Raw genomic sequence first — 21089 nt, 5'->3', positions numbered from 1 at the left:
ATAGGAGACAAGCAATAGAGAGGGTGAAAAAATGAAAAGAAACCGATCAGGCGGAATAATCACAGTTGTCCACGGAGCTACCATTATAAAAGGGTTTTTGTCCGTTCTCGTCATGATGGTTTTGCTATTTTCAATAATTGGAGTCATGACTTCTTTGCGTCCTGAATATCGGCTATCCTCGGAGTCTGTGAATGCAATGACCGATCAAATTTCAGGGAAAATGTTGTATTCATTACTAGCAAATGAGAATCATTATTTTTTTTCAGCATTACCTGAAGGGAAGTCAAGTTCGAATATCACGCAGCAAATATTAAAACTATCAGCGAATATATCCTTAGATGATCCGCGTAGCCTTCTAGGTCGAGAGCTTCCAGGGTTTTCGATTTTTGATAGCGAGATTTTGGTAGCAGGTGAAGGGACGAATTATACGAATATGCCGTATGAATCCTCGCCACCGAATGATGTTCTAAATGATGAACGAGAAGCATCGATACAGAATTTAGATGGAATCGTTGAACCGGAAAAAGAGCCTGTAAAAACACCTGCAATGACGACAGATGGAAAAAAGGTCGTCTATATTTACCATTCTCATAATCGAGAATCGTTTTTACCATACTTAAAAGATGTTACTGCTCCGAATTTAGCCTATCATTCACAAATCAACATAACGAAGCTTGGTTTGAAACTGCTTCAGGATTTAGAAAGTAAAGGAATCGGTTCTTCTCTTGAAAAAGCAGATGTACAGGCTAACCTTAATAAAAAAGGGCTGAAATATACAAAGTCCTACCAGGAATCACGCTCGATTGCTGTAAGTGCGATGGATAATAATCGTGATTTAGATTATTTAATTGATATTCATCGTGATTCTAAAAGAAAAAAGAATACAACCATTACGATTAATGGGAAACAATACGCAAAAATTGCCTTTGTCATCGGTTCGAATAATCCGAATCCTGAGAAAAATATTGCGTTAGCTACAAAGCTTCATCATGCCATTGAGAAAAAGTATCCTGGATTATCAAGGGGAGTTTTGAAACAAGGTGGCAAAGGGAACAATGGTGTCTACAATCAAGATCTCTCTGGGAATGCGATGTTACTTGAAGTGGGTGGTGTTGACAATACATTTGAAGAAATGTATTTAACCATTGATGCATTTGCCAATGTTTTTAGTGAATTTTACTGGGATGCGAAGGAAGTTAATGTACCGGTTACGGAGAAAAAGTAATAGGAAGGAGTGCCATTTGTGCTTCGATTTTCTTTTAAATGTTTCTTAATTGTCTTAGTTTTGTTCTTCGGAGTGTTGCTCGGGATGCAACAAGCGAATACGGGAATGAAAAAAATGAAAGGCTATAATGACCCTTCTTTCTATAATGCTTTTACGGTTACAGAGTCAGATGAAGGAGACATTCATGCGTCCATTCTTGGAGAAACAGTTACAAGTCATGATTTAGCTAAGAAAAAAGAAAAGCTTGAAGAAATGAAAGCCTATAATTTTTTCTCATCAGTAGGGAAGGGGATGAGTGAGGCTGTTTCTAGTGTTTTTAAAAAAGCGTTTCAATTCATCTCGGATCTCTAGATAAATTGTATAGGGCCTCGCACTTTAAATTCAGTATGCTTTAAAGTGCGAGGTCTCTTTGTGTCGTACAAAACCTAGAAATCGCGCCAGAACTACATTGAATCACTCCAGAATGAAGAGCAATCCCGCCAAAATCCTGTGTAATCAACCCAGAGCGGAATATAGTGTAACAAGATCCCAAATCCGCGCCTTCCGCTTTTCCAACAGTCCAGCTCCAGCGCCTAGCCCCTCGAGGTCATAAGCCAAGTAAGTGAGATGGAGAGAAACCCGCTCTCCATCTCACTTACTCGCCTTATGCTTGTCCGGGCTGACCAAGGCGCTTCCGCTTTTCCTTGAACATTGCTTTTTCTCTTGTTATAATGTAAAACAGTGTATTTGTGTCGAGAAGTAGGAGTGAACGTGATGAATAGAGAAGAAAAATTAAAAAGACAATCCAAAATTAGAAATTTTTCCATCATTGCTCATATAGACCATGGGAAATCGACGTTGGCAGATCGTATTTTGGAAAAGACGAATGCCTTGCAGCAACGTGAAATGAAGAGTCAGCTGCTCGATTCGATGGATTTAGAGCGTGAGCGTGGAATTACGATTAAATTGAACGCCGTACAATTAAAGTATAATGCGAAGGATGGAGAAGAGTATATTTTCCATTTAATTGATACACCGGGGCACGTCGATTTTACATACGAAGTTTCCCGAAGCTTAGCAGCCTGTGAAGGTGCTGTGCTTGTAGTCGATGCCGCGCAAGGAATAGAAGCACAGACCCTTGCTAACGTGTATTTGGCATTAGACAATAATCTCGAAATTATTCCTGTTATTAATAAAATTGACCTACCAAGTGCTGATCCTGAACGGGTTAGAAATGAAATTGAAGAAGTCATTGGCCTGGATGCATCAGATGCGGTTCTTGCTTCTGCAAAAGCTGGTATTGGGATTGAGGATATTTTAGAGCAGGTTGTTGAACTAGTTCCAGCACCACAAGGAGATCCAGATGCACCGCTTAAAGCGCTGATCTTTGACTCCATCTATGATGCCTACCGCGGCGTTGTTGCTTATATCCGTGTGATTGACGGTTCAGTAAAAGTCGGCGATCGAGTAAAAATGATGGCGACGGGCAAGGAATTTGATGTAACAGAAGTTGGCGTCTTTTCACCGAAATCTCAACTTGTTGATGAACTTAATATTGGAGATGTAGGCTTTTTATCAGCTGCCATTAAACATGTAGGAGATACACGTGTTGGGGATACGATTACGAATGCTAAGAATGGGGCAACTGAAGCGCTTGCTGGTTACCGTAAACTGAATCCAATGGTGTATTGTGGTCTGTATCCAATTGATTCAGCGAAATTTAACGACTTGCGTGATGCTCTCGAAAAGCTTGAATTGAATGACTCAGCTTTGCAATTCGAACCTGAGTCGTCTCAAGCCCTCGGATTTGGTTTCCGTTGTGGATTTTTAGGATTGCTTCACATGGAAATTATTCAAGAGCGTATTGAACGTGAATTTAAAATCGATTTAATTACGACTGCGCCAAGTGTTATCTACGATGTCGTTATGACAGACGGTACGCAACTGAAAATCGATAACCCTGCTAATATGCCGGAGGGACAAAAAATCGAACATGTTGAAGAGCCTTATGTAAAAGCGACAATGATGGCACCAACTGAATTTGTCGGCGCCATTATGGAGCTTTGTCAAAACAAACGCGGGAATTTCATCGACATGCAATATTTAGACGAAACACGCGTCAGCATCAATTATGAGATTCCACTTTCTGAAATTGTTTATGATTTCTTTGATCAATTGAAATCAAATACAAGAGGCTATGCTTCATTTGATTATGAATTAATCGGATATAAGCCATCTAAGCTAGTGAAGATGGATATTCTACTAAATGCAGAGACAGTGGATGCATTAAGCTTCATCGTTCACAATGATTTTGCTTATGAACGTGGGAAAGTCATTGTTGAAAAATTAAAGAAGCTAATCCCTAGACAGCAATTTGAAGTGCCGATACAAGCGGCGATCGGTCAGAAAATTGTCGCTCGTTCTACGATTAGTGCGATGCGGAAAAACGTTCTGGCAAAATGTTATGGCGGTGACATTTCCCGTAAACGTAAACTTCTTGATAAGCAAAAAGAAGGTAAAAAACGGATGAAGCAAGTCGGATCTGTTGAAGTACCTCAAGAAGCATTTATGGCTGTACTAAAAATGGATGACACAACGCCAAAAAAATAAAGTGAGTTTCAAAAAGAGGGTAGGCCATGGTAATTTCGGTGTCTAGCCTCTTTTTGATTTTTTACGCAAACAAGGATTACTAACAAAAGGTTGTGAACTATATGATAAAAAGCGCTTATATCCATATCCCGTTTTGTGAGCATATTTGCCACTATTGTGATTTCAATAAAGTATTTTTAAAAGGACAGCCGGTCGATGAATATTTAGTCATGATGAAAAAAGAAATGCAATTACAGGTGAATAAATATCCAACTGCTGGGCTTGATACCGTTTTTGTTGGTGGTGGAACCCCGACATCATTAGACGAAAAACAGCTCGCGTTCCTTTGTGATTCAATTTCTGAGTGGATGCCGATGAATGAAGGGGCAGAATATTCCTTTGAAGCAAACCCTGGTGATCTTTCCCGTGAAAAATTGGCCATCATGTTTCAATCCGGGGTAAATCGGCTTAGTTTTGGGGTACAAAGCTTTAATGATGATTTATTAAAAAGAATTGGTCGAACACACCGAGCAAAAGAAGTGTATGAAACGATTGAAAAAGCGCAGTCGGTCGGCTTTACGAATATAAGTATTGACTTAATTTATGGACTTCCTGGTCAGACGATGGAAGATTTTCTAGAAACGCTTGATGCAGCGCTTGCACTTGATTTGCCGCATTACTCTAGTTATTCGCTGATTGTCGAGCCAAAAACAGTTTTTTATAATTTAATGCAAAAGGGAAAACTAAACTTGCCACCTCAGGATCTAGAAGCGCGCATGTATGAGCAGCTCATGGAAACGATGGATAAGCATGGTCTCAATCAATATGAAATCAGCAATTTTGCAAAACCAGGCTATGAAAGTCGTCATAACCTAACCTATTGGAATAATGATGAGTATTATGGCATCGGCGCTGGGGCTCATGGCTATACGGCGGGTAGACGAATCGCTAATCATGGGCCAGTGAAGAAATATATGACACCACTTGTAGATAACGAGCTCCCTGTCCTAGAAAATCATCTTGTCCCTATTCATGAACAAATGGAAGAGGAAATGTTTTTGGGGTTAAGAAAAACAGCAGGTGTTTCTTACGCGAAATTTGCCGATAAATTTCGGGTGGAAATGACAGATGTTTTTGCAAAACCACTCGAAAAACATGTTGGAAAAGGCTTGCTAGAAGAGAAGGATGGGTTTGTGCGATTAACTAAACAAGGCAAACTACTAGGCAATGAAGTATTCCAGGAATTCCTTGGTTTAGAATAAAGATGGGCAATCTCTAAAAAAAATGAAGAAAGTTCTAGGTCTAAACCGTTGACATCACTACCGGCATTTGATAATTTATTAGTATATTAGCACTCACGAGGACAGAGTGCTAACAGGGGGGATCATAGATGATAACGGATCGTCAATTATTAATCCTTCAAGCCCTTATTGATGATTTTATTCGAAATGCCCAACCAATTGGATCGCGGAGTTTGTCGAAAAAAGAAGGAATTGCTTTTAGTTCTGCGACAATCCGGAATGAGATGTCGGATTTAGAAGAATTTGGTTTTTTGGAAAAAACACATACCTCATCAGGGAGAATTCCTTCTGAAAAAGGGTATAGATATTATGTCGACCATTTGTTGGCGCCGCAAAGCTTAAAAACAGATGATCGCCGTATTATTCGCTCGATTTTTGCAGATCGGATTTATGAACTTGAGAAAATTGTTCAAAAATCCGCCAAAATACTCTCAGAGCTAACGAACTACACATCGATCGTTTTAGGTCCAAAAGTCAAAGATAACAAGCTGAAGAAGATTCAAATTATCTCTTTAAGTAAGGAAACGGCGATTGCAATTATTATTACCGACACTGGACATGTTGAGAATAAGGTCATTTCACTTCCGCCATCTTTTGATATGAATGAAATTGAGAAGATGGCAAATATTTTAAATGATCGTCTGGTCGGGGTCCCTCTTGCTGAGCTACGTGATAAGATTTATAAAGAAGTAGCTGTATTGCTTAGTCAGCATATCCATAATTATGGTACGTTAGTGACTTCTCTTGCAGAAACACTGGATATCGCGAAGCCTCCAAAATTATTTTTTGGTGGCAAAACGAATATGTTGAAACAGCCTGAGTTTCATGATATTGATAAAGTATCTTCACTGCTTTCATTGATTGAACAGGAACAAGGCCTTTATGAGATAATGAAACAAAATCCAGCTGGTATTCACGTGAAAATCGGTAGAGAGAATAACAATGTTTTGCTTGAAGATTGCAGTTTGATTACCGCTACATATTCGGTCGGGCAACAACAAGTAGGAACGATTGCGATTCTTGGACCGACAAGAATGGAATACTCCCGTGTTATTAGTTTGCTGGAATTCTTCTCAAAAGATATGACAGCCCTTTTAACAAAGCTGTATCAAAATTATTAGTAAAGGCAATATTGGGGGATGTGCAGGATATTCTGTTCTGCCGTTCTCTAGTATGTCTTACATATATAAAGCACCCATTTTTAGGAGGTGAGATTGTGACAGAAGAGAGAAATAATGAACAACCAGTAAACGAAGAAACTGTTGAAGCTATTTTTGCTGAGGAAGATGTTCAAGTTGAGCAGGCAAATGAAGAAGAAGCTGTTGCTCCTATGGATGAACTTCAAACGGCTACTGCCAAGATTGAAGAATTAGAAGCAAAGATAGAAGAAATGGATAATAAATATTTACGTTTACAAGCTGATTTTGATAACTCGAGACGACGTGCCAAGCTTGATATGGAAGCGGCATTGAAATATAGAGCGCAAAGCCTTGCTGGCGATTTAATTCAGTCTTTAGATAATTTTGAAAGAGCGATGAAAATCGAAAGCGATCATGAAGAAACGAAATCGATGCTTGCCGGAATGGATATGATCTACAAAGGAATCGTAGAAGCGTTGAAAAAAGAAGGCATCGAAGCGATTGAATCTGTAGGAAAAGAATTTGATCCACATATGCATCAAGCTGTTATGCAAGTACAAGACGATAACGTTGATTCTAATATCATTGTGGAGGAATTCCAAAAAGGTTATAAATTGAAGGACAGAGTGATCCGTCCGTCGATGGTCAAAGTAAGTGAATAAACTACATAAATAGCAGGAGGTAAGTGACTATGAGCAAGATTATTGGTATTGACTTAGGTACAACGAACTCATGTGTATCTGTACTTGAAGGTGGGGAACCAAAGGTAATTCCGAACCCAGAAGGCAATCGTACAACACCATCCGTTGTTGCTTTCAAAAATGGTGAAAGACAAGTAGGGGAAGTAGCAAAACGTCAAGCAATCACAAACCCTAACACAATTATCTCTGTTAAACGTCATATGGGAACAAATCATAAAGAAACGATTGAAGGGAAAGATTACTCACCTCAAGAAGTTTCGGCGATTATTCTTCAATACTTGAAATCATATGCGGAAGAATATCTTGGCGAAGAAGTAACGAAAGCAGTTATCACAGTTCCAGCATACTTTAATGATGCAGAGCGTCAAGCGACAAAAGACGCTGGTCAAATCGCTGGTCTTGAAGTAGAGCGTATTATCAACGAACCAACTGCTGCAGCATTAGCTTATGGTTTGGATAAAACAGATCAAGATCAAACCATTCTCGTTTTTGACCTTGGCGGCGGTACATTTGACGTATCTGTTATGGAATTGGGAGACGGCGTTTTTGAAGTGAAATCAACGGCTGGAGATAACAAACTTGGTGGAGATGATTTCGACCAAATGGTTATTGACTATTTAGTAGCTGAATTTAAAAAAGAAAACGGCATTGACCTAGCTAAAGATAAAATGGCGGTACAACGCTTGAAAGATGCTGCTGAAAAAGCGAAAAAAGATCTTTCTGGTGTTACATCTACTCAAGTATCATTACCATTTATTACAGCTGGAGAAGCAGGTCCACTTCATTTAGATGTTACATTAACAAGAGCGAAATTTGATGAAATCACAGCTGGACTTGTAGAACGTACAATGGGACCAACTCGTCAAGCGTTGAAAGATTCAGGACTTTCTGCATCTGAAATCGATAAAGTGATTCTTGTTGGTGGTTCAACACGTATTCCTGCTGTTGTTGAAGCGATCAAAAAAGAATTAGGTCAAGAACCTTCAAAAGGCGTAAACCCTGATGAAGTAGTAGCAATGGGTGCTGCAATTCAAGGTGGCGTTTTAACTGGAGATGTGAAAGATGTTGTACTTCTTGATGTAACTCCACTTTCACTTGGTATCGAAACAATGGGCGGAGTATTTACGAAATTGATTGATCGTAATACAACGATTCCTACAAGTAAATCTCAAGTATTCTCAACGGCTGCTGATAATCAAACAGCTGTAGATATCCATGTTCTTCAAGGTGAACGTCCGATGTCTGCTGATAATAAAACGCTTGGTCGTTTCCAATTAAGCGATATCCCACCAGCACCACGTGGAATTCCACAAGTTGAAGTAACATTCGATATCGACAAAAACGGGATTGTAAACGTACGTGCGAAAGACCTTGGCACAAACAAAGAACAAGCAATCACAATCAAATCATCTTCAGGTCTATCTGATGAAGAAATCGACCGCATGGTACGTGAAGCGGAAGAAAACGCTGATGCTGATAAACAACGTAAAGAAGAAGTTGAACTTCGCAACGAAGCCGATCAACTTGTTTTCCAAACGGAAAAAACGTTGAAAGACCTTGAAGGTAAAGTCGATGAAGCGGAAGTTGCGAAAGCAAACGAAGCGAAAGACGAACTTAAAGCTGCGATTGAGAAAAACGAATTAGAAGAAATTCGTACGAAAAAAGACGCGCTTAATGAAATCGTTCAAGCTTTATCAATGAAGCTTTACGAAGAGGCAGCAAAAGCACAACAAGCTGCTCAAGGTGCAGAAGGCGAAGCACAACCATCAAATGATGATGTAGTAGACGCTGAATTCACAGAAGTAGACGACGATAAAAAATAATACAATGAGATATGGCAATTGATTAGCGAAGAGCCAACTCTCTGAAAAAAAGTCAAAGTCAGGTTATCTTGGCTTTGGCTTTTTTGAGATAAGAAATGGTTGGTGGACTTTAGTCAAAGTTCCATAAATAGGCGCTTACGTTTTTCTTATTGTCTAACTACAGCGCCTAGCTCGCTTTAGAAAAAGTTGATTGCCACAAGATGGCGAAGAGCATGCCATCATGCGTCAATCCTCATTTTCTTCGCGAGCTGTCCAAGGCGCTTGCGTTTTTCTTATTGCACTATATCTTCGATGGATGTTAGAATAATCTTTATGTGAAAAGGATCGGGAGTGAGAAAGAGTATGAGTAAAAGAGATTATTATGAGGTGCTTGGGGTTTCCAAAGGAGCATCTAAAGATGAAGTGAAAAAGGCGTATCGTAAGCTTTCTAAACAATATCATCCAGATATTAATAAAGCGGAAGATGCAAATGATAAATTTAAAGAGATTACAGAAGCATATGAAGTGTTAAGTGATGAACAGAAGAAAGCACATTATGACCAATTTGGGCATACGGATCCGAATCAAGGGTTTGGTGGCCAGGACTTTGGCGGCTTTGGTGGTTTTGAAGACATCTTCAGTACATTCTTTGGTGGAGGCGGCGGAAGAAGAAGAGATCCGAACGCACCAAGACAGGGATCTGATTTACAATATACGATGACACTCTCTTTTGAAGAAGCGGTATTTGGCAAAGAGACGATAATCGAGATTCCTCGCGAAGAAACCTGTGATACATGTTCTGGTTCAGGCGCTAAACCAGGAACAAAGGTAAATACATGTTCACATTGTCATGGTACAGGTCAATTAAATGTCGAGCAGAATACAGCGTTTGGTCGTATGGTCAATCGTCGTACTTGTCATCATTGTCAAGGAACAGGGAAAATTATTCCTGAAAAATGTTCAACATGTAGTGGTGCTGGAAAGGTTCAAAAACGTAAAAAGATTGAAGTCAAGGTTCCAGCTGGAATTGATGATGGTCAGCAGCTACGTGTTACAGGGCAAGGTGAACCAGGATTCAATGGCGGTCCTGCTGGGGACTTGTATGTAGTGTTCCGAGTACGTGAACATGAGTTTTTTGAGCGTGAAGGCGATGATATTTATTGTGAAATGCCGATTACATTTGCTCAAGCAGCACTAGGAGATGAAATCGAAGTACCTACTGTTCATGGAAAAGTGAAGCTGAAAGTTCCTGCAGGCACACAAACAGGTACCCGTTTCCGTCTAAAAGGAAAAGGTGTTCAAAATGTCCGTGGCTATGGTCAAGGTGATCAGCATGTTGTCATTTTACTCATTACACCAAGAAAGCTTACTGAAAAACAAAAGCAATTACTTCGTGAATTCTCTGATATTAGTGGACAAAATGCCCCGGATGAACAGGAAGATGGTTTTTTTGCTAAAGTAAAACGCGCATTTAAAGGTGACTAATTGATTAGGGGAGTTGGTAGAAATGAAATGGTCTGAAATTGCAATCCATACAACAAATGAAGCGGTCGAACCTGTTTCCAATATTCTGCATGAGGCGGGTGCGAGTGGAGTTGTTATTGAAGATCCTTTGGAACTGTTAAAAGAACGAGAAAATGTCTTTGGAGAAATCTACCAGCTTAACCCAGCCGATTATCCCGAAGAAGGCGTTATCGTTAAAGCATATATACCTGTGAATAGTTTCTTAGGTGAGACAGTAGACGCGATTAAGGAATCCATTAATAATCTGTTAGTGTTTGATATTGATCTAGGCTTAAATGCGATATCGATTAGTGAAGTGAATGAAGAAGAATGGGCGACAGCTTGGAAGAAATATTATCATCCTGTTAAAATTTCTGAACGTTTTACCATTGTACCAACTTGGGAAGACTATACACCAGTGAACAGTGATGAGCTGATTATTGAATTAGATCCGGGAATGGCCTTTGGAACGGGAACCCATCCAACGACAGTTATGTGTATTCAAGCATTAGAGCGTACAGTAAAGCCTGGCGATGTCGTGGTGGATGTTGGTACGGGTTCAGGCGTTCTAAGTATTGCTGCAGCATTACTTGACGCGAAAAACGTTCATGGTCTTGATTTAGATGAGGTCGCAGTCCGTTCAGCGATTATCAATGTGAAACTTAATAAAGTTCAAGAACGAGTCAATGTTTCGCAAGGGAATTTACTGGATGGTATCAAAGAACAAACAGATGTGGTCGTGGCGAATATTTTAGCTGAAGTGATTCTTCGCTTTACCGATGATGTGGCAAAAGTGGTGAAACCAGGTGGCTATTTTATTTCATCAGGAATTATTCAACCGAAAAAACAAGAAGTAAAAGATGCGATAATTGCGGCTGGATTCACAATTGAAGAGACGCTTTTAATGGAAGATTGGGTTGCGTTTATCGCCAAAAGAAACCAATGAAGTGTTGCATACTAGAGAAATCATTAAGGTGGCAAAGCAGTTGCCACCTGTTTTGTATGAAGGACATGGAGATTCGGACTTATTAATTTAGACAATCTACTTACAGATATCCTTCCATTATTAAGAAAGTACTTCAAAATCCGGCACTGCACTGCCACCATTGTGATTAGGCGAGTATAGCGTGCTACATGATTTATCATTATGGTAAATGGTGGCGTATTAATGCCATATTTGTTTTGTATGAAAGTAGGTGTTTGTTTGCAACGATATTTCTTAGAATTAGATGCGTTTGTAGATGAAAAGATTCAAATCACTGGAGCGGATTTTCATCATATTACAAGGGTAATGAGAATGGGGACTACAGACCAGTTGATTGCTGTTAAACCGGATGGACAAGCGGCATTGGCTGAGATCGCAGATGTGACGAGTGAAGCTATACAAGCTACTGTTATTGAATGGTTGAAGGAAGATAAAGAACTACCGATTAAACTTGCAATTGCGAGCGGTCTGCCTAAAGGGGATAAATTGGAAGTAATCGTGCAAAAAGGAACGGAAATGGGAGCGCATGAGTTTATCCCTTTCATTGCGGCTCGTTCGGTGGTAAAATGGGACGAAAAAAAGGCGGGGAAAAAGATCGAACGCCTGCAGAAAATAGCCAAAGAAGCGGCTGAACAGTCACATCGCACCGTACTTCCTCATGTGACAGAACCATTGAATTTAGCGGGTCTTATCAATCATGCTAGTGAGTATGATGTAAAAATGGTCGCATTTGAAGAATCGGCAAAACAAGGAGAGAAGGGTGCTCTTGTTTCTGCTTTACAAGAAATGAAACCTGGTCAATCCCTACTTTTTGTATTTGGTCCAGAAGGTGGTTTATCAGAGGGAGAAATCGCAAAACTGACCGAAGCGGGATTTACCCTATGTGGACTTGGACCAAGAATATTACGAACTGAAACAGCACCACTCTATACATTGGCCGCTGTTTCTTATCAATTAGAATTATTGAGGTGAAGAAGATGGCAACTGTCGCTTTTCATACATTAGGATGTAAAGTAAACCATTATGAAACGGAAGCCATTTGGCAATTATTTAAAAACGATGGCTATGAACGTGTTGAATATGAAACAAATGCGGATGTATATGTGATCAATACATGTACAGTGACAAATACGGGAGATAAAAAAAGTCGCCAAGTTATTCGTCGGGCGATTCGTAAAAATCCAGATGCTGTTATAGCAGTAACAGGCTGTTATGCACAAACGTCGCCAGCTGAAATTATGGCCATTCCTGGTGTTGATATTGTAGTAGGTACTCAAGATCGGACGAAGATGCTTGGGTATATCGAGCAATATAAGCAAGAACGTCAACCGATTAATGGCGTTGGAAACATTATGAAATCACGCGTGTACGAAGAATTGGATGTGCCTGCATTTACCGATCGCACGCGAGCTTCCTTGAAGATTCAAGAAGGTTGTAATAACTTCTGCACTTTCTGTATTATTCCTTGGGCTCGTGGCTTAATGCGTTCTCGTGACCCGAAAGAAGTGCTCAATCAAGCACAGCAACTTGTTGACGCTGGTTACAAAGAGATCGTTTTGACTGGTATTCATACAGGTGGCTATGGGGAAGATATGAAAGATTATAATTTAGCGAGATTGCTCAGAGATTTAGAAACGCAAATCGTTGGATTAAAACGAATTAGAATATCTTCGATTGAGGCAAGTCAAATTACAGATGAAGTGATTGAAGTGTTGGCGAATTCCAATAAAGTCGTACGTCACCTACACATTCCGATTCAGTCTGGATCTGATACAGTTCTTAAGCGAATGAGAAGAAAATATTCGATGGAATTTTATGCAGACCGTTTAGTGAAACTTCGTCAAGCTTTACCAGGTCTTGCCGTTACTTCCGATGTAATTGTTGGCTTCCCTGGTGAAACGGAAGAAGAGTTCATGGAAACATATAATTTTATTAAAGACCATAAATTCTCTGAATTGCACGTTTTCCCCTACTCTAAACGTACAGGTACTCCGGCTGCGAGAATGACAGATCAAGTGGATGAAGAAGTAAAGAATGAACGTGTACATCGCTTAATCTCGCTTTCTGAGCAACTTTCAAAAGAATATGCCTCTCTTTTTGAAGGGGAAGTGCTAGAAGTTATTCCAGAAGAGCTTTACAAAGAGAATCCCAAAAGCGGCTTATATGTAGGCTATACAGATAACTATTTAAAAGTCGTCTTCCAAGCTACCGAAGAAATGGTTGGCGAAATTGTGAAAGTGAAAATTACAAAATCGGGTTACCCTTATAATGAAGGGCAGTTTGTGACAGTTTTGAAAGATTCTGAAGTAACAGCCGGAATTGTAGGTTAACCAATAGGCAGAGGGCGTCTCTAAGGGTCTGACCTTGCACTCTAAATCAGTATCTAGTGTTTCGTACACTTATCATATACTGAATTTAGTTGTTGCGGGGTCTGACCCTTCTTTGTTTTTTATAAATTCCCAGGTTCTTGCACACAATAATAACTAAGAGTCCAAACATGTAAATTTAATATTCGTCATATTCGACTAAACATGATATGATGAAGAGGTACGTACAACTAATATACTTAGTTTAGAAGGAGATATCATTATGTCAAAAAATGTAGCTAACCTTATTGATCATACGTTATTAAAAGCAGATGCAACAAAGGCACAAATTAAACAATTATGTGAGGAAGCAAGAGAGCATCACTTCGCATCCGTTTGCGTAAACCCTACTTGGGTTACTTATGCGAGTGAATTGCTTGCAGGATCTGATGTAGTCGTTTGTACAGTGATTGGCTTCCCGTTAGGAGCAAACACTCCTGAAACGAAAGCGTTTGAAACGAAGAATGCCATTGAAAATGGTGCAAACGAAGTCGATATGGTGATCAATATCGGCGCCTTAAAAGATCAAGATGATGAATTAGTAGAACGAGATATCCGTGCGGTTATTGAAAGTTCAAAAGGGAAAGCATTATCCAAAGTCATTATCGAAACGTCTTTACTAACAGAGGAAGAAAAAATCCGTGCATGTGAGCTTGCTGTAAAAGCAGGTGCTGATTACGTGAAAACGTCAACGGGCTTCTCAACAGGTGGGGCAACTCCTGAAGACATCGCCCTTATGAGAAAAACAGTAGGTCCTTCTATCGGTGTTAAAGCTTCAGGTGGTGTCCGTAATACAGAAGATGCAACGAAAGTAATCGAAGCCGGAGCAACTAGAATTGGTGCAAGTGCAGGAATTGCGATTGTGAATGGTTTAACGGCTGATTCTGATTATTAATTTTTAAAAAAGGCTTTGTTTCAAAAACCCCCCTCGGTTTTTGAAGCAAGGCCTTATGTTTTTTTTCTAGTATGAATTCTTAAAACAATGTTTGCAAATTGTTTAGAGAAAGGCAATACAGCGAGTGATGTGATGACATTAAATAAAACGCTCGCATGGGCAAGTTGCATATCCTTTGAAGAAGTTAATGCTTGTGCAAATGTTTCTAAATAATGAATCAATGGAATAAATATCAGTACCCCTAGCAAATTCAACCAAATATGCGCGTACGCAGTAAGTGATGCCTCCTTTCCAGATCCGATACTTGCCATCCAACCGGTAATGCATGTCCCAACATTTGAACCGAGCATAATCGCGATCGCGGTTGCTAAAGCCATATCTCCTCCTGCCAAAAAACTCATCGTAATTCCAATGGCCGCTGAGCTTGAGTGAATGATAGCTGTAATGATCACGCCTGTTAAGATTGCAATGAATAGGTGACTGTCCATTTCTGCAAGCAAATGCTTCGTAAATGGATAGTTGGCTAATGAGGAGGATAGAAATTTAAATCCGCTCATCGCTGCAAAAATGGAGCTAATCCCAATCAAAGCAGTCCCAAGGCTCCTCGCGAGCGTTGATGGAAGCAGCCACAATACCGCACCACTGATAACGCCGGGAATAATATATGAGTTAAGTGAAAAGGTCATGAACTCTGCGGTGAAGGTGGATCCAATATTTGTGCCAAGAATAATGCCAATAGTTTGAGGGAAGGCAATGCTTCCTGACGAAACGAGTCCGACCGTCATGACCATGACGGCTGAACTACTCTGGAGGACTCCTGTAAAGAGCACGCCCGCTAAAAATCCCTTCCATGAACGATTTGTTATTTTTTCAAGTATCGATTTTAATTTTATCCCAGACAAATTAAATAAGCCGACCCGTAAAACAAACATTCCAGTAAGAAAAATGACAATAAACAATACGAACAAGGCTAAATCCCTCAAGTAACTCACCTCTGCTAAAGTGTATGGACTAGTTGCGTGGGACATGCTTGTTTAGAACGATATGAATAAAAAATAATTTTTCACAAAAAAAGTTTAGATATATCGCAGTAAACGACAAATAGTTTTAATTAACCAGTTGACCTGATTAGATGCATATATTATAATGGTTTAGTACATGTATAACATGTTGACAACTTGAGTTTGTGTGTTGTTTTCGGAGGGAGGGAAAGAGATGTCTAAAACCGTCGTTCGTAAAAACGAATCGCTTGAAGATGCTCTTCGTCGTTTCAAACGTACTGTATCTAAAGCAGGATCGCTTCAGGAAGCTAGGAAGCGTGAATTTTATGAAAAGCCAAGTGTAAAACGTAAGAAAAAGTCTGAAGCTGCAAGAAAACGTAAATTCTAAGAGAGGGTGGAAAGATGAGTCTTCTCGAGCGTTTAAATAATGATATGAAACAAGCGATGAAGAACAAAGAAAAGGACAAACTATCTGTTATTCGTATGCTTAAATCTTCTCTTCAAAACGAAGAATTGAAAAAGCGTGAAGAATTAACAGATGATGAAGAATTGACAGTGCTCTCTCGCGAATTAAAACAACGCAAAGACTCCCTCCAAGAGTTTGAAAATGCAGGTCGTATCGATCTCGTGGATAAAGTCCGTACCGAAATAGATTACGTTGAGGCATATATGCCGGAGCAACTTTCAGAAGAAGAGATTTCCGAAATTGTAAAAAATACAATCGAAGAAGTCAAAGCATCATCTAAAACAGATATGGGCCGAGTAATGGGAGCGCTAATGCCTAAAGTAAAAGGCAAAGCAGATGGTTCTCTTGTAAATAAGTTAGTGCAACAACATCTATCTTAAACTCAAACACCCAAAGCCATAGGCATTATGTCTATGGCTTTTTGTTTGTGTATAGATATAGAAGGCTTTCTGCTTCCTAACCTATTGCAAAACCCTCACACGTTCTTTAGCCCGCATTAGCGGGCAGTAAACCCCCCGCTGATTGAAGTTTCACTATATGTTTATGGACATTCACATCAGTTTGTAAGGGATTTTCCTTGCTGATTGTAGCTTCATAGGCGATACTCAAAATAGCTGTAAAGATTCTGAAACCTTTAGGCAATACATACGTAATAAAGAGGGGAAGCAAAAAATAGGGAAAGGAGGAACCTCCTTTGAGAATTTGGCGTTCCGTGATCATTGGTTTCTTATTCTTATTGGTGACAAGTTTGTTGATCATTCAGCCTAATCAAGCAAAAGCTGAAGGTGGAATTGTTTATCTCGTACCGATTGAAAATACGGTGGAAGATGGATTGTATGCTTTTATTGACCGTGCATTGACAACGGCCGAGGAGAATGGGGCAGAAGTCGTCATTTTCGAAGTGGATACACCTGGGGGAGCAGTTAATTCAGCGACAAAGATTGCGAAACGTATGCAAAATACGTCAGTTGCGACAGTGGCCTATGTGAATAACCGAGCACTATCAGCAGGCGCTTATATATCGCTCAATACAGATAAAATCTATATGGCTCCTAATGCAACGATGGGATCAGCGGCTGTTATCGATACAGCAGGGAATGCAGCGGGGCTTAAGGCTCAATCAGCTTGGAGTGCCGCAATGAAAACAGCGGCTGAGCAAAATGGCCGAGATCCTATCTATGCACAAGCAATGGCTGATGCGGACATTAATTTGCCTGAATATGATGCGGGAAAAGGCAAATTATTAACGTTCACAGCTGAGCAAGCAAGGAAAGCAGGCTATAGTGAAGGAACTGTGCGTGCAAAAAGTGAATTATACAGCATTCTTGGTGTAGAAGATGCTGACATACGGTCAATTGATGAAAGCATCGCCGAAAAAATCGCTCGCTTTCTGACAAATCCATTTATTATTCCGGTGCTGTTAATCATCGCTGGAGTTGGGATTGTGATGGAGTTATTTACTCCAGGCTTTGGCTTCCCGGGTACTACTGGACTCATTGCCTTATTGCTCTACTTTTATGGCCATTTCGTAGCAGGCTTGGCGGGTTATGAAGTTTTAGTCTTATTTATATTGGGTGTTTTGTTATGTATCCTCGAATTGTTTATACCGGGTGGGATTGTTGGTGCTCTTGGTATGGCGGCGATTATCGTCAGCTTGTTCTTGGCTTCTAACAATCCGGTCCAATTAGGGATTTCTCTACTGGTTGCAATAGCAGTATCTGTACTTGTGTTTATCCTACTTGTAAAGGTGTTTGGAAAAGAGATGAAATTTTTTAGAAAAATTGTATTGAAAGACTCAACGAGCTCGGAGCAAGGATATGTATCAAATGTGAGCAGGATTGAATTGGTTGGTATGGAAGGAATCACGCTAGTTGATTTGAGACCTTCAGGGACGGCTGAGATTGACGGGGAACGTTTGGACGTTGTATCTGAAGGAAGCTTTATTTCGAAAAACGCTAAGGTTAAAGTTGTAAAGGCAGAAGGTTCGCGAATTGTCGTTCGTGAAATCTAGATGAGCTTATTTTAATTTTGAAAGGATGAATGATTTGGACGCAAATATTATCTTTATTATTTTGGCTGCGATAGCAATTATTATCGTACTGTCGGTATTTTTTACATTTGTACCTGTTACACTTTGGATTTCAGCGTTAGCTGCTGGGGTAAGGGTCAGCATATTTACATTGATTGGAATGAGATTACGTCGAGTAATTCCAAGCCGAGTTGTCAATCCGCTTATTAAAGCACATAAAGCTGGAATAGGTGTAGGGACTAACCAATTGGAAAGTCATTACTTAGCTGGAGGGAATGTGGACCGTGTCGTGAATGCGTTAATCGCTGCTGAACGAGCGAACATCACTCTTCCTTTTGAAAGAGGTGCGGCGATTGACCTAGCTGGCCGTGATGTATTAGAAGCGGTTCAAATGAGTGTAAATCCTAAGGTTATTGAAACTCCTTATATTGCGGGTGTGGCAATCAACGGGATTGAAGTAAAAGCAAAAGCAAGAATTACCGTGCGTGCCAATATTGAACGCCTTGTCGGGGGCGCTGGTGAAGAAACAATCATCGCCCGTGTTGGTGAAGGGATTGTTGCAACAATTGGTAGCTCAAAAAGTCATACAGATGTACTTGAAAATCCTGATTTAATTTCTCGTACTGTTTTATCAAAAGGCTTAGATGCTGGTACTGCGTTTGAAATCCTCTCGATTGATATTATGGATGTGGATATCGGGAAAAACATTGGTGCGATTTTGCAAACGGATCAAGCGGAAGCAGATAAGAAAATCGCGCAAGCAAAAGCGGAAGAACGCCGTGCGATGGCTGTCGCTGAAGAGCAAGAAATGGTCGCTCGCGTACAGGAAATGAGAGCGAAGGTTGTGGAAGCAGAAGCTGAGGTTCCATTGGCAATGGCTGACGCCTTGAAATCAGGCAATCTTGGTGTCATGGATTACATGAACATCCGAAACATTGAAGCGGACACAGGCATGCGTGGCTCCATTGGAAAAATGTCTAACGCCCCAAAGGATCATGACAAGTAAGACATTAGGAAGGGAGGATTAATATGGAATCCCTCTTTGATTTAATCTTCGGCAACATCTGGATCATCGCCATTATTATTGGGATTGTGTCCAGTATGTTTAAAAAGAAGAAGGAACAGCAGAGTGAACCCAAGCGTACCGGGACACCTACTACGCCTATTAACCAGAAACCGGTGCGTGAACAAAGTCGACCTAGGCATGAGCCTACGAAAACGATTCGCCAATTTTATGAGGAAGCAAAGAAGGCGATGGAGCCCCCGGTTCCTGCTGCTCTTGAAATCGAACCCGAAGCAAAACCAGCAGCAGAAGTATGGGCGAAAGAGCAAGAACTGCGACAGCAGGCAGCTGAACGTACGCGTAAAATGCAACCTAAAAGCATTTCAGCTGTGGGGAACGAGATTTCTGATCATAACAGTCCAGTTTATCAAACCACCTTTGAAATCAATCAGCAAAAAGTACTAGATGGCATTATCATGGCTGAAGTTCTTGGCCTTCCAAGAGCCAAGAATAGACGACGTTCGGGTCGTCGAATGTAAGAATACATGAGCGTAAAATAATGGTGCTAGAACCCCCATTCATTTCATACATTGAGATGAAAGGGGGTTCTTTTTTATGGCACAAAAATGGGGGCAGCGATTTAGAAGACTTCTTGTTAAAACTATGGATCTGCCGCAAGATGTCATGATGGACCTGCCAAGAATCACAATGATTGGTCAATTACATATTTATATTGAAAATCATAGAGGCTTACTGAACTTTACAGATACAGAAGTCCGGCTTCTTTTAAAAAATGGGCAGCTACTCGTTAAAGGACGTTCATTTGTAATCAAAACGATTTTGCCCGAAGAAATCATGCTAGAAGGTAAAATCGATCAGGTTTCTTATATAAACGAGTAAGCTTGGGAGGAGAACCATGAAGAATCAATGGACAAACTTGTACACAGGGTTTGTAGAGGTCAAGGCGAGTGGGAAAGGAACGGAGCGGTTAATAAATGAACTGATTAGACAAGGGGTTTCCGTATGGGATATCAGGAGAACGGCTCCTGGTATTCTTGTCTTTTGTATGGATGTGCAGGAAATTTCGAATCTGCGGAAAGCCGTTCGGAAAAATGAGTGTAAAGTTACCTTTGTAAAAGGAAGTGGTGGTCCGTTCTTAATTAAAAGGCTAATCAAAAATAGCGGCTTCGTCATCGGCTTTTTGGCTTTTCTGATTACGATTTTCGTACTGTCTAATATGGTCTGGGGAATCAAAGTCCATGAAGCAAGCCCAGATACCGAGCATGCGATTCGAAAAGAATTAGATAAGATGGGGATAAAAAAAGGCAAGCTTCAATTCTTGTTGCTTGATGTGGATGAGATCCAAAAGCAGTTAGGAGATAAAATTGACGTATTAACGTGGGTAGGTGTAGATTTAAAAGGTACAACCTATCACTTCCAAGTTGTTGAAAAAGAGACACCTGAAGAAGTGAAAACATATTCTCCACAACATCTTGTCGCTAAGAAAAAAGCCGTTATCAAGAAAATGCTCGTTGAAAAAGGCAAGCCCATCGTTAATATCAATGATTATGTTACAAAAGGGCAGCTGCTTGTATCAGGTTTAATTGGTAAAGAGGATAAGCAGCAAATGGTACCGGCGATTGGCAAGATTATGGGCGAAACATGGTATAAGGCAACGGTTGAAGTACCTCTCAAAACGAATTTTTCTGTTTTTAATGGCGATGAATCAACTAGACACTCTATAGCCGTCGGTAGTCTGTCTATTCCATTTTGGGGATTTAAGAATCCGGATTATCCAGAATACGTAACAGAAACATCGTCCAAGCCTTTCTTTTTTTTACAATGGAAATTGCCGATTTCCTATAAAACGCAAACATTAAGAAGCAAAGAAGATTTAGTTCGGGAATATACGAAGAATGAAGCGGTGAAAGAAGCGAAAAAAATGGCAAAGGTGAGCTTAGAAAAAGAACTTCCAGAGGATGCGGAGATTATAGGTGAAAAAATTTTGCGTGAAAGCATCGGAAATGGTAAAGTTATACTATCAATACATTATCAGGTTATCGAAAACATTGCGATTGGGCAACCAATTATTCAAGGAGACTAGC

Annotated in this window: 20 protein-coding genes; 19 read left to right on the top strand and 1 reads right to left on the bottom strand. The window is 40.1% G+C overall.

From position 1 onward, the window contains the following. Positions 1-31 precede the first annotated feature (31 nt). The 12 genes from spoIIP (at position 32) to deoC (ending at position 14485) form a co-directional block, all read left to right on the top strand. Positions 32-1225, top strand: coding sequence for a stage II sporulation protein P (gene spoIIP, locus JNUCC23_RS14865; RefSeq protein ID WP_454212125.1), 1194 nt, complete (start codon positions 32-34; stop codon positions 1223-1225). Between the two features lie 18 nt (positions 1226-1243). Continuing rightward, positions 1244-1576, top strand: a complete 333-nt coding sequence (locus JNUCC23_RS14860) for a YqxA family protein (protein ID WP_062177837.1) — start codon at positions 1244-1246, stop codon at positions 1574-1576. A 402-nt stretch (positions 1577-1978) separates the two neighbouring features. Then, positions 1979-3814 carry a translation elongation factor 4 gene (gene lepA, locus JNUCC23_RS14855; RefSeq protein ID WP_062177840.1) on the top strand — a complete coding sequence of 612 codons (1836 nt, stop codon included), beginning with the start codon at positions 1979-1981 and terminating at the stop codon, positions 3812-3814. A 101-nt stretch (positions 3815-3915) separates the two neighbouring features. Further along, positions 3916-5055, top strand: a complete 1140-nt coding sequence (hemW, locus tag JNUCC23_RS14850; RefSeq protein ID WP_454212122.1) for a radical SAM family heme chaperone HemW — start codon at positions 3916-3918, stop codon at positions 5053-5055. Positions 5056-5183: 128 nt separating this feature from the next. After that, on the top strand, positions 5184-6215 hold the full coding sequence (gene hrcA, locus JNUCC23_RS14845) for a heat-inducible transcriptional repressor HrcA (RefSeq protein WP_062177844.1): 1032 nt from the start codon (positions 5184-5186) through the stop codon (positions 6213-6215). Between the two features lie 95 nt (positions 6216-6310). Further along, complete coding sequence (grpE, locus tag JNUCC23_RS14840) at positions 6311-6895, top strand: nucleotide exchange factor GrpE (protein ID WP_454212120.1); 585 nt, start codon at positions 6311-6313, stop codon at positions 6893-6895. A gap of 29 nt (positions 6896-6924) precedes the next feature. After that, positions 6925-8757, top strand: coding sequence for a molecular chaperone DnaK (gene dnaK / locus JNUCC23_RS14835; protein WP_062177847.1), 1833 nt, complete (start codon positions 6925-6927; stop codon positions 8755-8757). Between the two features lie 342 nt (positions 8758-9099). After that, positions 9100-10221, top strand: a complete 1122-nt coding sequence (dnaJ, locus tag JNUCC23_RS14830) for a molecular chaperone DnaJ (protein ID WP_062177851.1) — start codon at positions 9100-9102, stop codon at positions 10219-10221. Between the two features lie 22 nt (positions 10222-10243). Beyond that, the gene (gene prmA, locus JNUCC23_RS14825; RefSeq protein ID WP_062177854.1) at positions 10244-11185 is read left to right on the top strand and encodes a 50S ribosomal protein L11 methyltransferase; all 942 of its coding nucleotides are present in this window, start codon (positions 10244-10246) and stop codon (positions 11183-11185) included. A gap of 258 nt (positions 11186-11443) precedes the next feature. After that, positions 11444-12196, top strand: coding sequence for a 16S rRNA (uracil(1498)-N(3))-methyltransferase (locus JNUCC23_RS14820; RefSeq protein ID WP_403072040.1), 753 nt, complete (start codon positions 11444-11446; stop codon positions 12194-12196). A 5-nt stretch (positions 12197-12201) separates the two neighbouring features. Then, positions 12202-13554 (top strand): tRNA (N(6)-L-threonylcarbamoyladenosine(37)-C(2))-methylthiotransferase MtaB, encoded by a 1353-nt coding sequence (gene mtaB, locus JNUCC23_RS14815; RefSeq protein WP_454212117.1) that lies wholly within the window; start codon positions 12202-12204, stop codon positions 13552-13554. Between the two features lie 259 nt (positions 13555-13813). Continuing rightward, positions 13814-14485, top strand: a complete 672-nt coding sequence (deoC, locus tag JNUCC23_RS14810; protein WP_403069974.1) for a deoxyribose-phosphate aldolase — start codon at positions 13814-13816, stop codon at positions 14483-14485. Positions 14486-14538: 53 nt separating this feature from the next. On the opposite strand, the gene JNUCC23_RS14805 is transcribed toward deoC, so the two are convergent. After that, positions 14539-15468: a Na/Pi symporter gene (locus tag JNUCC23_RS14805; RefSeq protein WP_454212115.1), complete on the bottom strand. Its 930-nt coding sequence runs from the start codon at positions 15466-15468 to the stop codon at positions 14539-14541. Positions 15469-15700: 232 nt separating this feature from the next. Here JNUCC23_RS14805 and rpsU point away from each other — a divergent pair, with 232 nt between their 5' ends. The 7 genes from rpsU (at position 15701) to yqfD (ending at position 21088) form a co-directional block, all read left to right on the top strand. After that, positions 15701-15874, top strand: coding sequence for a 30S ribosomal protein S21 (gene rpsU / locus JNUCC23_RS14800; protein ID WP_028391853.1), 174 nt, complete (start codon positions 15701-15703; stop codon positions 15872-15874). A gap of 14 nt (positions 15875-15888) precedes the next feature. Continuing rightward, positions 15889-16332 carry a GatB/YqeY domain-containing protein gene (locus JNUCC23_RS14795; RefSeq protein WP_062177866.1) on the top strand — a complete coding sequence of 148 codons (444 nt, stop codon included), beginning with the start codon at positions 15889-15891 and terminating at the stop codon, positions 16330-16332. Positions 16333-16646: 314 nt separating this feature from the next. Continuing rightward, entirely contained in the window at positions 16647-17963 is a 1317-nt protein-coding gene (locus JNUCC23_RS14790) for an NfeD family protein (RefSeq protein ID WP_403069979.1), read from the top strand. Positions 17964-17988: 25 nt separating this feature from the next. Beyond that, a complete protein-coding gene (gene floA / locus JNUCC23_RS14785) occupies positions 17989-18987 on the top strand; it encodes a flotillin-like protein FloA (RefSeq protein WP_454212111.1) in 999 nt (332 codons plus the stop codon). 23 nt (positions 18988-19010) lie between these two features. Beyond that, complete coding sequence (locus JNUCC23_RS14780; protein WP_454212109.1) at positions 19011-19523, top strand: hypothetical protein; 513 nt, start codon at positions 19011-19013, stop codon at positions 19521-19523. 76 nt (positions 19524-19599) lie between these two features. Continuing rightward, entirely contained in the window at positions 19600-19884 is a 285-nt protein-coding gene (gene yqfC, locus JNUCC23_RS14775; RefSeq protein ID WP_028391848.1) for a sporulation protein YqfC, read from the top strand. Between the two features lie 16 nt (positions 19885-19900). Next, positions 19901-21088, top strand: coding sequence for a sporulation protein YqfD (yqfD, locus tag JNUCC23_RS14770; protein ID WP_403069988.1), 1188 nt, complete (start codon positions 19901-19903; stop codon positions 21086-21088). Position 21089: the final 1 nt, after the last annotated feature.

The sequence above is a fragment of the Peribacillus sp. JNUCC 23 genome, from assembly GCF_053653995.1.
This window is presented reverse-complemented; position numbering and strand designations above follow the sequence as displayed.